Origin of the sequence: Burkholderia contaminans, assembly GCF_029633825.1 — a bacterium.
GTDB lineage: Bacteria > Pseudomonadota > Gammaproteobacteria > Burkholderiales > Burkholderiaceae > Burkholderia > Burkholderia contaminans.
The window spans coordinates 1-13,068 of the sequence record NZ_CP090646.1 but is presented as its reverse complement, the minus strand read 5'-3'; the positions used below and the strand labels follow the sequence as shown (position 1 = coordinate 13,068).

The 13,068-nt window shown below is 59.1% G+C and carries 15 protein-coding genes; 1 reads left to right on the top strand and 14 read right to left on the bottom strand.

The genetic code is table 11. The features are described 5' to 3' along the window. Positions 1-286: 286 nt before the first annotated feature. The 14 genes from LXE91_RS43190 to LXE91_RS43125 form a co-directional block, all read right to left on the bottom strand. A complete protein-coding gene (locus LXE91_RS43190; RefSeq protein ID WP_069301968.1) occupies positions 287-619 on the bottom strand; it encodes a hypothetical protein in 333 nt (110 codons plus the stop codon). Then, positions 609-1,259, bottom strand: coding sequence for a hypothetical protein (locus LXE91_RS43185; RefSeq protein ID WP_046196917.1), 651 nt, complete (start codon positions 1,257-1,259; stop codon positions 609-611). The genes LXE91_RS43190 and LXE91_RS43185 overlap by 11 nt, the downstream gene beginning before the upstream one ends. A gap of 231 nt (positions 1,260-1,490) precedes the next feature. Beyond that, entirely contained in the window at positions 1,491-1,985 is a 495-nt protein-coding gene (locus tag LXE91_RS43180) for a hypothetical protein (RefSeq protein WP_039341481.1), read from the bottom strand. Between the two features lie 20 nt (positions 1,986-2,005). After that, positions 2,006-2,329, bottom strand: coding sequence for a hypothetical protein (locus LXE91_RS43175; RefSeq protein ID WP_039341484.1), 324 nt, complete (start codon positions 2,327-2,329; stop codon positions 2,006-2,008). A 59-nt stretch (positions 2,330-2,388) separates the two neighbouring features. Continuing rightward, on the bottom strand, positions 2,389-3,474 hold the full coding sequence (locus LXE91_RS43170; protein ID WP_039341486.1) for a hypothetical protein: 1,086 nt from the start codon (positions 3,472-3,474) through the stop codon (positions 2,389-2,391). Positions 3,475-3,681: 207 nt separating this feature from the next. Further along, the gene (locus LXE91_RS43165; RefSeq protein ID WP_039341488.1) at positions 3,682-4,146 is read right to left on the bottom strand and encodes a hypothetical protein; all 465 of its coding nucleotides are present in this window, start codon (positions 4,144-4,146) and stop codon (positions 3,682-3,684) included. A 16-nt stretch (positions 4,147-4,162) separates the two neighbouring features. Continuing rightward, positions 4,163-4,456 carry a hypothetical protein gene (locus tag LXE91_RS43160; protein WP_039341491.1) on the bottom strand — a complete coding sequence of 98 codons (294 nt, stop codon included), beginning with the start codon at positions 4,454-4,456 and terminating at the stop codon, positions 4,163-4,165. Between the two features lie 543 nt (positions 4,457-4,999). Continuing rightward, positions 5,000-5,176: a hypothetical protein gene (locus tag LXE91_RS43155; RefSeq protein WP_157644982.1), complete on the bottom strand. Its 177-nt coding sequence runs from the start codon at positions 5,174-5,176 to the stop codon at positions 5,000-5,002. Positions 5,177-5,463: 287 nt separating this feature from the next. Continuing rightward, the gene (locus tag LXE91_RS43150; protein ID WP_141715654.1) at positions 5,464-5,937 is read right to left on the bottom strand and encodes a hypothetical protein; all 474 of its coding nucleotides are present in this window, start codon (positions 5,935-5,937) and stop codon (positions 5,464-5,466) included. Positions 5,938-5,963: 26 nt separating this feature from the next. Next, a complete protein-coding gene (locus LXE91_RS43145; RefSeq protein ID WP_143274585.1) occupies positions 5,964-6,644 on the bottom strand; it encodes a hypothetical protein in 681 nt (226 codons plus the stop codon). 206 nt (positions 6,645-6,850) lie between these two features. Further along, positions 6,851-7,423, bottom strand: coding sequence for a hypothetical protein (locus LXE91_RS43140; RefSeq protein WP_007180433.1), 573 nt, complete (start codon positions 7,421-7,423; stop codon positions 6,851-6,853). A gap of 76 nt (positions 7,424-7,499) precedes the next feature. Continuing rightward, positions 7,500-7,763 (bottom strand): hypothetical protein, encoded by a 264-nt coding sequence (locus LXE91_RS43135; RefSeq protein ID WP_007180432.1) that lies wholly within the window; start codon positions 7,761-7,763, stop codon positions 7,500-7,502. Continuing rightward, entirely contained in the window at positions 7,760-8,122 is a 363-nt protein-coding gene (locus LXE91_RS43130) for a hypothetical protein (protein WP_156903410.1), read from the bottom strand. The genes LXE91_RS43135 and LXE91_RS43130 overlap by 4 nt, the downstream gene beginning before the upstream one ends. Beyond that, positions 8,119-11,145: a Tn3 family transposase gene (locus tag LXE91_RS43125; RefSeq protein WP_278068203.1), complete on the bottom strand. Its 3,027-nt coding sequence runs from the start codon at positions 11,143-11,145 to the stop codon at positions 8,119-8,121. Before LXE91_RS43125 ends, LXE91_RS43130 begins: the two co-directional genes overlap by 4 nt. A 143-nt stretch (positions 11,146-11,288) precedes the next feature. Here LXE91_RS43125 and LXE91_RS43120 point away from each other — a divergent pair, with 143 nt between their 5' ends. Next, positions 11,289-12,980: a site-specific integrase gene (locus LXE91_RS43120; protein ID WP_007180429.1), complete on the top strand. Its 1,692-nt coding sequence runs from the start codon at positions 11,289-11,291 to the stop codon at positions 12,978-12,980. The last annotated feature ends 88 nt before the right edge of the window (positions 12,981-13,068 follow it).

The following is a 13,068-nucleotide window of genomic DNA, read 5'->3' as shown; positions in this document are numbered from 1 at the left end:
TTGCGAGCCAGTGCATAAGCACCACGCAGAACGGCACACCGTAAACCATCCCGACAAAAAGGCGAAAGGCATTCATCTATTTCTCCTATGCCCCGCCGTCGATCGGGCAGGGCGATCAGCGAGTCATCCAGTGGTACAGGATGTACATCGCAGGTATCCCAAACATCACAAACAATCCCCAACGGAACATGGCGCGTCCAGCAATGTGAGCCCCGCCGAATCACGGCGTATCTTTGATTACTATACACATTACTGAACACACCTACAAGCAACGTCCGCGTGTTGCTTACTGGCTCGCGACGTCGCGGAAGGGGTTCACACTGCTGATGAAGGTATGACCGAACAACCATTGCGTACCGCATCGGATCACGACCGTACCAGCCTGCTTCTGATAGACCTCAAGCGGCTCGTCCGGACACCTATCGCGTCTTAGGGTGCCAAGCGCCTGGTAGTCGATCGCACCAACGTCGACGCCCAGGATTCGCGGATAGTAGCTCCCGTTGATGAGATACAAACGCTCAAGCACGTTGAACACGCAGGCGAGAGAAACGCCGCAGATGATCGCGGTTTTCACTACGCGCAAGACACGCCGCGCGACGGCCGGCTCGTTACGATCCATCGGACTTCCCCTGCCAGCTCGCGCGATTTGCTTTCTCGATTTCTTCAGCGGCCACATCAGCATCGCGTTTCGCAATCGCCCTTGGAAGAGCGTAGGCCATAAGAGCGCGAATCGAGTCGGCCGCCTGCCCGGCACTCACTCGCTCAGGCATCGCGTAGACCTCGACCCGCGGCAACTCAATACCGTCTTTCGTGGTCAGTCTCGTTACTTTGAGGTTGAGTTTGCCGTCGACGCTTTCTCGCAAAAGCGCTTCGACGTCGATCTTTTCCACCACGAAGTCACCCTTCATTCCATCCAGAGAAACTACGCATGTGTACTTGTACTCATAGTCGTCATTCAGCCCATACACGGGCCCCGCAACCTTCGAGCGATCCGGCGTACAACGCATGCTCTTCAGATCCTTCGTCACCTGAACTCCCGTTTTCACAAGAGCCAGTTCGACAGCATGGTTGTAGGCCAGTGCTCGATCCGGCACGGCGTAGGTTCCATAACCATGAAACACGATCAGGCCACATCCCGAGAGAATCGCCCCCAGGATGCACACCGAACGGGCAAGCGGCCGCGACCACACGAGCAGCCCGCCGAACGCGAGCACGACGCCCAGAACCCACAAAGCAATCTTCAGATTTCCGTAGTCCACATATTCCCCGATGGTGGTTTATTAAAGGAGATGAGTTACGCCATTGATGATGTAACTCAGGATCAGTACCGCGATGAGAACAGCCGCCACGCCAACTACTTTCATACCGTTCGTCTCCAGAAGAACACATAGACAAAGGATAGACGACTCGAATTACATTCGTCAATCACTTTGTCTATCGCTATCAAGAGATTTTATTCTGGCGAATACTGCCAGCGTAGCTGCGCGGGCTTATCGCGCGAGGAAGAGAAAGAAAAAGCCGATGAGAGTTCCGATAAGGATGGCCGAACCAATGGATGACTTCGGCTCGGTGAGCTTTCTCCTAAGCTCGCGCCGGCGTGCCCGTGCTGCTTCGATCTTCGCGATCCGTGCGTCTTCCTCCCGAGCCGCCTTCTCTTCATCCAAAAATTGCTTGAAGCCGACCAGGACGATACGAGAGACTGCCTGAGAAATGAGCAACGCCAACGCGCCGAGCGAGATCCACGCGACGACGCCCAAGAGGTAATAGTAGAGCTGGCTCACCCAATCGATCACAATCAATCCCCGGAGCGATGGTGCAATCGGCCAATCGGGGGCACCCCGTTCAATCATCGCTCTCACTTGGTCTACGATCGGCGCGCCTACCTCGCCCCTGCAAAAGCGCACGGCATGCCACATCAATGTGAGACCGGATACGGCCCCTGCAACGTGAATGGCAGCAGCTCCTACGCGTCGGATCTTGTTCATCAATTCTCCTTTGAGGCACTTCATAAGAACATATCGCGCCGGCATTTGACGGGCTTTCCGTCCTTCCAAACCGGGTCGCGGATTACAAAGGTCTTGATCGTGATTTCATACGCCTGTCCGGTTCCATCACATTCGACAAGCCGGCCATCACGCGTAACGTGCATCTTGCCGTCTGCGACGCGTTGCGTAACCGGCACTGGATCGGCTTGTGGCATGACCATCGAAGCGGAAGGCATCGAGGCTGCGCGGGCGAGCGCAGCGCCGTCGATCACGGACACCGAACCGCCGTAAGCGTACGTGCCCACGGCAGCTAGGATGAGCGCGCCAAGCGCTTTCGTGGACAAGATTAAGACTCGATTTAACATAATGGTATCTAGCGGCGTTTTTGGTGTGTAGTAGCTTTTCAGAAGCCGTATTGATCGTCTGCCCAGCGCCGCAGCACTTGATAGTCGTGTTCGGATAACACGATCAATCCCGCTTCGGCCGCCTCGATTACGCGCTCCATCTGTCCGCTCAGGATCAGGTTGCCGTGCAGGCCGTAGAAGTACCAGGCGAAGCGATGACCAATCCGATCGTCGAATTGCGTCAGCTTGCCGTAGAGGCTGTACACGTCCAGCTTCGCGGTATTCTTCAGCGCCGCGATCTTGCGCGTGTGAGTCCAGCGCGGAACGAAGTTCATGTCGCGGCCGCTGCGCGGATCGGTGTAGTCCTGGGTGCTGAACACCCAGCGCTGGCAGGCGCGCTCGCCGTCACGACCCGCGCTCGACGCGGCCCAGTCGTCGAAGAAGCGGCGGCCACACCACTGTTGGCGATCGTAGCCGGGCGTTAGTTCGCGCACGCTCACCACTCGCTCTTCGGCCGTCTCCACGTTCCGCTCGATCAGCTTCCGATCGCCGTCGCGTTCGCGCCGCTCGCGGTAGGTCGACTCGGCAAGTGCCACGAAGCGTTGCATGTCGATCACCGTCTCAAGCCGATAGCGCGGAGCGCCCAGCTCGCGCCGCTCGAACCGTTCGACCGGCATGTCGTGCCAACCGGAACGCAACTCGCGCGCATCCGGCAAGCGCCACGGCGTGGTGCGCGGAAACACCCCGCGCTCGACGAATTCCTGCTCTTCCCAGATTTCGAGCTGCACGAAATTGTCCTGGTCGCCGCCGCGGTCAAGCACGAAGTAGTGCAACAGCGGCTGGACCTCGACCAGCTGGTAGCCGGCATCCTGGTGCGCGAGCAACACATCTCCCACCGACCCGCCGTGGGCGTCGAGCTGCGCGTCTATCCACGCGTGATAGTCAGCCGCGATCTCACGGCCGTCGGCATCGATCACACGCGCCGGCCGTTCGGAGAATTCGTAGCGCGTCACCGCGTAGCGCGCGCTGCGATAGTCTGTGCGAGTCGCAAACGTCGTCAGCAACTCCGCGTGCTTAGGCGTCACCGGCGTGGCCGCGACGATCGTCGCGAGCACATCGGTCTGCAGTTCGTATTCCTTGCGCATCTGTCTCTCCGTTCAGTGATTGATACCCCTCAAAGGGGGCTCTGGTACGGCGGGGGCGGAAGGAATTCAAGCGCAACGAGAAGCGCAATTGCTGTCAGCAAAATACATCCGACCTTCCATTTCGGCGCTCCTGCGCAGAATTCTGAGGCGAATCGGCACGCCCACGCCGCAAATTTCTGTCTCGACATCCCTTTCTCCTTACGCGATTTAGTCAACCAGCCCCAAGAGGCCGGGACTACCACCCCCGAATGAGCGCCAGAAGTGCGCGATTTGCCACGCCGCTGGCGTCCCTCCCGCCTTCGACTTGCAAGGCTTAGTCCACCCCGGCGACATTTCATCGACGCCATCACGCGAGCAGATGGTGACTCCGCCTTGCTCGCTGTAGCCCCACCAAGCGCCCGATTTCTCATCCGCCATGAGGACGCCGTTAGTTGAATCAGCGTGCGGTTTCACGTCTCCAGCCGGCGATGCGTGTGCCACAACCACAAATCCGAAGTACATGGCGACAATGAAGCAGAGAGCGGCCGCCGCCCTTGCGGTTAGATCAGCAAACCGCTTATCCATGTGCTTTCGTGTGCTCAAGAACACTAGAACGTAAGCTACCGCGAATATCACGATGGCTACACCGAGCTTCGCCAGGCTGAGCACGGCCGAATCTGTCAATGCCTTCATCGGGATTTCTCTCCAATCAATTTTCGATCACCAACACTGCGCCGGCTATCGCGTTGAACACCACCAGGCCAGCCAAGTAAATCGCCCACGACCGCCACCCATCAGTAACCCGAACGCCGACCAAACTCGTCACATAGGCCCACAACACCGACACTGACAGAAAGACCTTGGCGGGTAGATTGACGTCAAAACCCCAATACCGTGTCCAGTAGAGCAAGCCGATCAATCCGACTGCATATATGACGGCCAGCGCCGTCGCGCGTCCAGAGGTCGGTCGATTCAGCTCGACTCCGAAAATTTTTGTCGCCATATCCGAACCACTCTCCATCATGAAGTCAGACCCACGGCCATCTGACGCCGGGAGTCGGCGACTCGTTCCTTGCCGTCATGTACCGCCGCACACACAGCGCCAGCACACCAACCGCGATGACAGCAAAGCCGATGTGAAGCAATGGCTGGTTGTCGCGAACAACAGCACACATGTTTTCCGCTACGGGCGTCCCCAGGTTGCAGGAGTCGGCTCCCAACCAATCGAAGACTTGAAAGAAAAATACGAATAGCCATTTGAATCCGTACCAAACTACTGCGAGGAAAGCTGCCACATATGCTGCGTACCTGATAGGCGCGACCGCATGGAGCAATGCACGTATCCGGGTCATATCTACCTCCTGTCAGTGTTCCCACGCAAAGAACGCGGGATACGGCGAATCAGCGAAAGAACCACCGCCGCCCATGTACCCACAAGGATCGCATACGCCACTTGGTCGAGCAGCCCGAGGCCGACGAACCAAGAGGCCCATTTATGCACGTTCGTCATCCGAATGCCGCCGAGAACATGAGGTCGGTTCCATAGTCACAGCTCGTACTTGCCCATGAGTTCCATCTTGCGCATTACCTTGCGGTGGTAGTTCTCGCGAGCCTCAGCTGTCGGCTCAATCTCTCGCTTCGCAGCGAGCGTGGCTTCGTACGTAGCGAGCCATGCAGTCACCTCCACCAGCTCACGCAGCTCCGCTCTTGCCTGTGTCCACATATCTACCTCCACTCCTTTTTACGAAAACAGTGCCGTTGTGATAAGAAAAATTATCTCGTTACTCTGGTCAGAGAAGCGCAATCCGGGCCATCTGAACCATTGAGCTTAACGCCCCGTCGCCGGTAGCTGAGAGATCCGCCCCGTTCGCGGTGGAGGCGACAAACGCGCGCAGCTCGGCCAGCGGCATAGACAATGCACGCTCGAGAATCGCGTGAGCCAAGTCTCCAGTAGCCGCAGACCAAGGCGCATCGTCGGCAGAATAGCGGGCAGCGATTTGATCTCGAACATTAGCCATTTGCCACTCCCGCTGACTCGTCATCGACCGGCGGCCGCTTCGTCATGATTGCGCGATACCCCTCCCCCCGCTCCACTCTATCGATAAATGCCTGCTCAGCGAGCCTGTCATCTAGCGCGTAGAGCTTGTCGAAGACGTACGGGCGTGCCGATTGCGTCGCCTCATTGACTTCGATTGCAATCAAAGCCTTTGCGAATTCGGGAACCTTTGCGTCCTGCGCAATCCACAGAAGACAGTCATCGAACACAGCGACATTCGCGTCCGGCAACGACGAAGACGAGAAGCACCATACGATTGTCGCGAGCATGCAGAACACGCCGAAAACAATCAGATACGGATGATGGTTGCGGACTGCGAAAAGCACTACCGCGGCCATAACTGCGAACGCGATAGTTGCCTTTCCGCGCACCCGCTCCCTTCTGTCCTCGTTACGTCTCCACGCTTTTATGGAATCTCTAATTTGCATGTATCTCTCCTTGATTACCGGCAACGTCATGCCGAAAGGTACTTGCGCTCGATGGAGCGCTCCCACAGAAGACCACCGATGACAATTGCGGCCGCGACCGGTGCGGCAATCCACCATGACACGCCGACGCCCCGGCATCCCACTGCAATCGCAGCGGCGAGCAGCGGCATGCCGACATGCACCGCTAGCGTCCAGCCGGGCAGCTTCCCTTCCCCGGCCTCCTTGCCCGACTCGTCCACGATCGCGGACTCCGTTTCCGGCATCGACTTCGCTTCCGTACCAGTTTGCGCATCAACGAGCCCGGACGCATCGATCACGTCGATCACATCATTCGCGCCAGGTGCCGATGGTTCAGGGGTGGATTGTGTCGGCTCGGGTGGCAGCAGCAGCACTCCATCGACCGGACGCGCCGGCTTATCCCACCGCGGAGTGCCCCACGGCTCGCCAGAGAAATAGTGTCGCCGAAACGCCTCCAAGAGCGCGACGTGATCTCTCCCGTTCTGAGACGCCACACCCTTCAGCCGGGCGTAGTCCTCACTACCTCGTCTTTGCACGCTGTAGTCATCGGAGAAGTCGCAATACCAATCGTGTCGGTCGAGATCATCGAAATACTGCTCGATGGCCACGGACGGATAAGTGACCTGCGGCTCCTGCGCTTTCGCTTGACGGTAGACCGACAAACCATCGTCGCCGGCGAGCTTGACCACTGCCCCGTATGCGGGCGCATCGCCATCAACCACAACGAAGTACCCCTCTCCGGTGTCTTCCTCGTAGTGGGGGATCTACGCCGGAACCCCAGAAAATTCCGTCGTTCCACATTGTGAACATTAATCGGCTTATTCCAGCCGAAGAATGTTGGAGCGACGTCCGGTGAGTGACATGACGGTCTCGGTCACACGGACCATCAGGACCGTTACGCGGGGCCCAGTTCGATTACATTGTGGGACAGGTCGAGACAATCTTCGCAGTCCCGGCAAACCCAGTGCAGCATCGGCCCGACCGGATCTGGATGGTCGCTGAACGTTGTCAGCGCCGCGTCGTACTGAGCATCGGACGTGCTCGAGCGCAGTATCCGCTCGAGATTAGACTCGATGCTGTCCAGGCTGCATTCACCGATGCCGGACTTGAACACCGTCACACCGCCTGACGGGTTGACCGCGAAGAAGAAAAACGCCTTCGTGTCGACCATGTGCGACAGGATTGTCCTGGCGATGAAGTTGCTCGGATTGATCAGCGCATTGAAGATGCGGTAGCCGTAAAACTCTAAGCCGAAGTGTACGACCTCGAAGTCGTCGGTGCCGCGTATCGAGTGGCCAAAGTTGAAACCGCTGCGTGTTACGTCGTTCGGAATGTCATCCACCGGCCGCAGTGCCAGGCAAGCATAGTGCGTCTGGCCCTCGGCCACGAGTCCCATCGCAAAGCAGGGCGCGCGCTCGGCCAGCAAGGCCTCGACAAAATTCCGGTTCATGCGGAGCGTTGGCAGCATCGGGCATCCTTCATCGTGAATCAAATCAACATTTGCCGACCTGGCTGTGCGGTGCGTCGACGTCGAACATCAAAGGCTATACATCGTCGAGCTCGAACAGCGCGCGATCGGCGGGCCGCGACAGATAATCGTCCATCATCGCGCGGAAATCGGCTTCATCCCACTCGCCGCGATCGACACGCCGCAGCAACGCCTCGCCGGCCAGCATGATCTTTCGCTCGCGATCCGCGCGCGTTTGCTTGACCTGCTGGCGCTGCGCCTTAGCTGCCGCTTTGCGGGCTGTTTTCAGCTCCTGCAGCTTTTCGTCTGTCGCATCGAGACGACGTTTCAGCATGTTCATTCTGGCGTCCTGTTCGAAGAAGCGGTTTGCGCGGGAAACCGGCGCGCCGGCGTGCGCCGGTTCGTTACATTCGCGCCGTACTGTCGCGCCCAGGTGCGTACCGAGGGAGCGATATCGACTAACGTCGGCGGCATGTTCGGCAACACATCCATCGTCCAGCCACCCAGCCGCTTTGGCGCAATATACGCCGGTCGCCAGCTGCCGTCGGCCAGGATATCGATCACGAACAGCGACGTGCCGACGCTCAGTCGCCAGGTGTTGACCACGGCTGGGGGTAAAGGATTACCTGGTTGTGGCATCGTATTCCACCGTAACAGGAATAAGGGATTCCAAGCCAGAACCGCCGAAAATTCGATCACTCCAATTCGAGCCCTGCAATGAGCGCGTCCGGGTCGATTTTGTTGTCGCTTTGAAAAGTGTAGTGCCCGTTCAAAAGGATATGCCGCCGGGCTGCCGGTGATATCTGCGTAAGCCGCGCCAGCGTCTTGGCGTTGCCACTGGCCTCCCATTTCGTCAGTAGATGCGACAGAATCGCCGAGTTGTAAAAAATGATGACGTTGGCGATCAGCCGGGCGCACTGGTTGCTGATCTCGATTTCGATGTCGGTGCGGCCGGTCAATTCCTTCTTGCCGCCGACCTGGGCGATGGTCGAACGAAGCTGATGGTAAGACTCGAGGCGGTTTTGGGAGCGATGCACGTTTCGCTCGAGCTGCGGGTCGCGCAGGTAACGCAACGTGTAGATGGTACGAATGAGCTTATCGAACTCAAAAATCGCGCGACGTGTCGGGTTTTCCTGCGAGTACGTACATAGTTTGCGGATCAGCGAGCCCTGCGTGATCTCTTTGAGGCCCAGCGTGGCGACGATCTGATCGATATTTGTCTTCTCACTGGTGATGAGCTGCCGATCGATTTGTCCGATCGGCTGAATCAGGCATTTCTCGTACAGCGCCGGGTCGTCGATACAATACAATTCCTGCAACTGGTCATCGAGGTTTGTGAAGCGAGGCTCGAAGCGCAACCCGAACCAATACAGGATAGCGAAGTTGGCTTTGTTGATGCTGTGCATGTCGCCGGTGATCGCAGTCGGCACTATATCCGACGTGTTGCGATACCAGATGTCGAACACGTGATGCGCCTCGTACTCGTGCGCGCCGATTAGGTAGCCGTTCAACGGGACATGATTGCACAGCAGCGTGTAGGCGACGACGCCTTTGCCTCGTCCGAAGTATTTGCGCGAGTAACGCGCCTTCACGGTCGGTCGCTCGACGCCGAATTTCTGCCCATCGACGGCGCTGTACAGCGCATCGAGATCGAACGAGTAGTACGGGAAGATCGGCAGCGCGGCGATGGCGTTGCTGATGCAGTCGTTGGCCGCATGCAGCGTCGCCTGACGCAGATACTGCTGGTAGGTGCTATCCAGAACGTGGTACGGAATGTCGCTGGTGCGCGCCATGACATGGTTGCCATGGTTCATTGCCTGAGCGATGATAACCGCCATCAGGCTATCGGCGTCCGCTACCTTCTTCGCGTAGCGCGGCTGCAATGGCGTCAGCGCCGACAGGAACTGGCACTGGCCGTTGACGAAGCGGAACACGTCGGCAACATCGCAGAATGGCAGTTGCTCGTAGAATGCCTGCTCACGCACCTTCTGGTTCTCGGTTTTCGGTTTGCGCCAAATCAGCTTCTGCGTATCCTTGTCGTATTCCAGGTGCGTAAGCTTGCCCTGTTTCAGCTCTCGGTTGAAGGCCAGCCATTGTGCATGCAACTCGGCCGCTAACGCATCGAGTTGGGCATCGATTGGCTGCTGCAGGAACGGGATCTCCATCTGCGCCAGCGCGTCGGCCTTCTCGTTCATCGAAACAAGCTCGTCGGAGAAGTGACGATGTTGCAGACTGTCGTCGAGATAGATCTCTCCCGACTGGAAGCGCTTCCGGATCTGGCGGTACAACCAGAATTCGTAGCGATCGGCGTGCAAACCGGTCGGCTGACCATCAGCGCCGAAGATCAGCAGGTACGGTCGCAGGCGCTTCGGCAGCGTGGCCGCGGGACATTCGGCGAGCGGTCGTTGTGACAGGCGCTGCTGTTTGGCGAAGGCCCCCTTGACCCAAGCCAGCGCCGCGAGCCACGGGTTGTCTGGGGAGGTGCCGACGAAGTCGAGCTCGACGTACAAGGGGCGCAGGTGACGGCGAATACGTTTGGCTAGGCCGTCCACCGCCAACCAGTGTAGTGCCAGTTGACTCAGCGGCTTGACCGTCATGCGTTGCGCCGTGTTTTGTAGCACATCTTTGGCCATGATTTTATAGGCGCGCTGACGCACCTCGCCGAACGGCGTCGGATCGGCTACGCTGTCGTCCACATAGAGCGACAACAGGCGGCCGATCTGCGGCGTTTCCCGATGGCGTTTTACTTGCTCGGCGATGAGTGACTGTTTCGCGCCCGCGCTGCTTTCTTCCTCGAGCTGCTTCATGTGGAAGGCCATCGCATCGACCAGGTTGTCGGTGAGCTGTCGGAAGCGCACCCAGGCGTAACACAGCAGGTAGAGCTGCGCCTGATCCGCCTTCAGGTTGCGCAGGTCGTGGACGGTATAGAAGTTCGCCAGGCTTGCGTAGTACAGCACGTTCTGCTGCGAGATATCCAGCCGGGGCAGCAGCGTCCTGGCGATTTCGTGCAACGGCTGCAGCGTGCCGCGCTTTTCGCGTTCGCGGACCATCTGACGCCAGCCGAAATTCTTGGCATCCTGTTTCAGCGCCGCCAGTTTCGACAGAGTATCATCGCGCACCAGAAGTTGGTCTAGCGCGGTTTGGGTCAATTCGTCCAATACGCCGGTGAGCAGGTCGCCCAGCCGCCGACGTTCGACGGACAGGGCTTCGCTGACTAGCTCTTGCAAGGTCGTGTAGCCGGGCCGGATCATCTTGTGCTCATTGAGCCACACGATGAGCTCGGCGGCGACGAATCCCGGTGTCACGTCGCGACGTACGATCTGCGCGGCCTGCTGCATGAGTTGCGGCAGGAAGGCGGCCACCCACGGTCGATAGCCGTACAGTTCAGCGATCTGTTCGCGCTGGGCGTAGTACTCGTGCCGGGTGATCGGCTTGCGTTCGAACGGCTCGCCGTGGAAATAGCGGCTCAACACGAAATCGTAATCGTCCTCAACCTCGTCCCAATCGAAGCGGAAGAAGGCGTGCTTGGACTTGAAGTAGCCAATCTGCAAGATGCAATAGACCTGCGCGGGTATGGAGGGCCGGCTACTGGCGAGCGCCAGTTCGGATTCGGTCAATGCCAGGTATTCCAGCCGCTGCGCATCGTCGAAATCAGGCAGGCCATACAGGGCTTCCTGTTCGGCGTCGGAAAAGACGCTGAGCAGCTTATTCTTGTTGATCATCGACCATCCTCTCCACGCAACGTCAGATCCTTCAATTTTGTGATATCACGACATGGGGTACGACAGAAATATTGAACTCCCGCATTCTACAGAGATAAGCTTTATTATCTCTGTGGCATTGTTTCCATATTAAACTCGATGACATGAAAACGCGCCCCACGAGCCCGTCCGCCGCCGACATCCCGACCGACTTTCCTGATGCTGATGCACTGGCAGCGCTGCGTGCCTGGTACGAGGGCGCATCCTCGCGTGAGGCGGCACACCGGTACATGCAAGATCGGCTCAGCCACAGCCAGTCAGCCCGCGGCGTCATCGGCCAGATCCGCCGGCAACTGGCACTTTATGCCCGTAACCGACAGCGGGCAGATCTGGCCACGCTGTTCGAATGCCCGGCCCAAAAGCGTATGCATCATGCGCGCGCCACCACGCAGGCTGTCGAGCTACTGCGCATCATGCCTGCGCCAGCTCCGCAGATCGGCGACGACATTGCGCACTGGCTGCCGAATCGCGCTGCCCGCACCCTGCACGCGGCCGGCATCCGGACCCTGGCCGATCTCACGGTACGGATTCCGCGTCGCCGGCAGTGGTGGACCGTCATTCCGGGTCTCGGGCCGGCCAGTGCAAGAAGGATCGAGGCCTTCTTTGCCGCGTACCCGGCGCTCACGGAGCGGGCCCGCGCACTGATCATCGCGGATCGGCAGTCAGTCGTGACGCCTTGGGAGCAACTACGGCTACCGCACGAGATCGACGGATCCGCCGGCGCCTTCCGCGCACCGGTGTCGGCCTGCATCCTCGGCGTCGACAACGATTACGACGCTATCCAGGCATGGCTCGCGTTGCACGAATCCCCGGCCACGCAGCGGGCCTACCGCAAGGAAGCCGAACGGCTGATTCTCTGGGGCATCGTTGCTCGCGGCAAGGCGCTGTCTTCGCTGACCACCCGGGATGCCACCGACTACAGGGCGTTTCTGCGCAGACCTACACCGCGAGAACGCTGGGTCGGGCCACCGCGGCCGCGCACATCAACGGACTGGCGCCCGTTTGTCGACAACCTCTCGGCCCGTTCGATTGCGCATGCGCTTGCCGTGCTCAGCGCCATGTTCCGCTGGCTGGTCGAGCAGCGCTACGTCGTGGCCAACCCATTCTCCGGCATCAAGGTACGCGGCAGCAAGCGCGCCATGGCTCTTGAAACCTCGCACGCTTTCACCGAAGGAGAATGGATGCTGACGCGCACCATCGCCAACGGGCTCGAGTGGTCGTACGGCTGGCAGGCGCCCGCTGCGCAACGGTTGCGGTTCATGCTGGATTTCGGCTACGCAACGGGACTGCGGATCAGCGAACTGGCTGACGCCACACTGCGCAGCATCGAAGTCGACGCAGCCGGTGATCACTGGCTGCACGTGGTCGGCAAGGGCGGCAAGCCAGCCCGCGTTACCCTGACACCCCTAGCGCGCACAGCGCTGGACCGATATCTGCAGGAGCGGGGGCTTCCTGTCAGCCGTGCTCACTGGAATCCGACCACGTCCCTGATTGGCAGCCTTGACGACGCCGATGCCGGCATCAAGCCCTTGCGGCTGTGGGAAGTCATGCGCCGGTTTTTTCGGCTCGTCGCGCAGATTATCAAGAACGACCATCCGGTGCTGGCTGAAAAGCTGCATCGGGCCTCTCCGCACTGGATGCGGCACACCCATGCGACCCACGCGATCGCCAGAGGGGTTGAGCTGAGCGCCGTACGAGATAACCTGCGTCACGCGTCGATTTCGACCACGTCGATTTACTTGCATACCGACGATGTAAAGCGGGCACGGCAGTTCGGGCAGGCATTTACCGACTGAGTTACTCGCTCGGCACGTCAGGCAACAAACCGATTGACGTTCACAATGTGGAATGACGGAATTTTCTGGGGTTCCGGCGTAGAACCCC

What these genes read in the sequence shown, in the direction of transcription:
- LXE91_RS43180 (WP_039341481.1), bottom strand. Translation starts at nt 1,985, where the DNA reads ATGAACAAGATCCGACGCGTAGGAGCTGCTGCCATTCACGTTGCAGGG.
- LXE91_RS43140 (WP_007180433.1), bottom strand. Translation starts at nt 7,423, where the DNA reads ATGCTGCCAACGCTCCGCATGAACCGGAATTTTGTCGAGGCCTTGCTG.
- LXE91_RS43170 (WP_039341486.1), bottom strand. Translation starts at nt 3,474, where the DNA reads ATGCGCAAGGAATACGAACTGCAGACCGATGTGCTCGCGACGATCGTC.
- LXE91_RS43155 (WP_157644982.1), bottom strand. Translation starts at nt 5,176, where the DNA reads ATGTGGACACAGGCAAGAGCGGAGCTGCGTGAGCTGGTGGAGGTGACT.
- LXE91_RS43135 (WP_007180432.1), bottom strand. Translation starts at nt 7,763, where the DNA reads ATGAACATGCTGAAACGTCGTCTCGATGCGACAGACGAAAAGCTGCAG.
- LXE91_RS43160 (WP_039341491.1), bottom strand. Translation starts at nt 4,456, where the DNA reads ATGGCGACAAAAATTTTCGGAGTCGAGCTGAATCGACCGACCTCTGGA.
- LXE91_RS43190 (WP_069301968.1), bottom strand. Translation starts at nt 619, where the DNA reads ATGGATCGTAACGAGCCGGCCGTCGCGCGGCGTGTCTTGCGCGTAGTG.
- LXE91_RS43150 (WP_141715654.1), bottom strand. Translation starts at nt 5,937, where the DNA reads ATGCAAATTAGAGATTCCATAAAAGCGTGGAGACGTAACGAGGACAGA.
- LXE91_RS43165 (WP_039341488.1), bottom strand. Translation starts at nt 4,146, where the DNA reads ATGAAGGCATTGACAGATTCGGCCGTGCTCAGCCTGGCGAAGCTCGGT.
- LXE91_RS43125 (WP_278068203.1), bottom strand. Translation starts at nt 11,145, where the DNA reads ATGATCAACAAGAATAAGCTGCTCAGCGTCTTTTCCGACGCCGAACAG.
- LXE91_RS43120 (WP_007180429.1), top strand. Translation starts at nt 11,289, where the DNA reads ATGAAAACGCGCCCCACGAGCCCGTCCGCCGCCGACATCCCGACCGAC.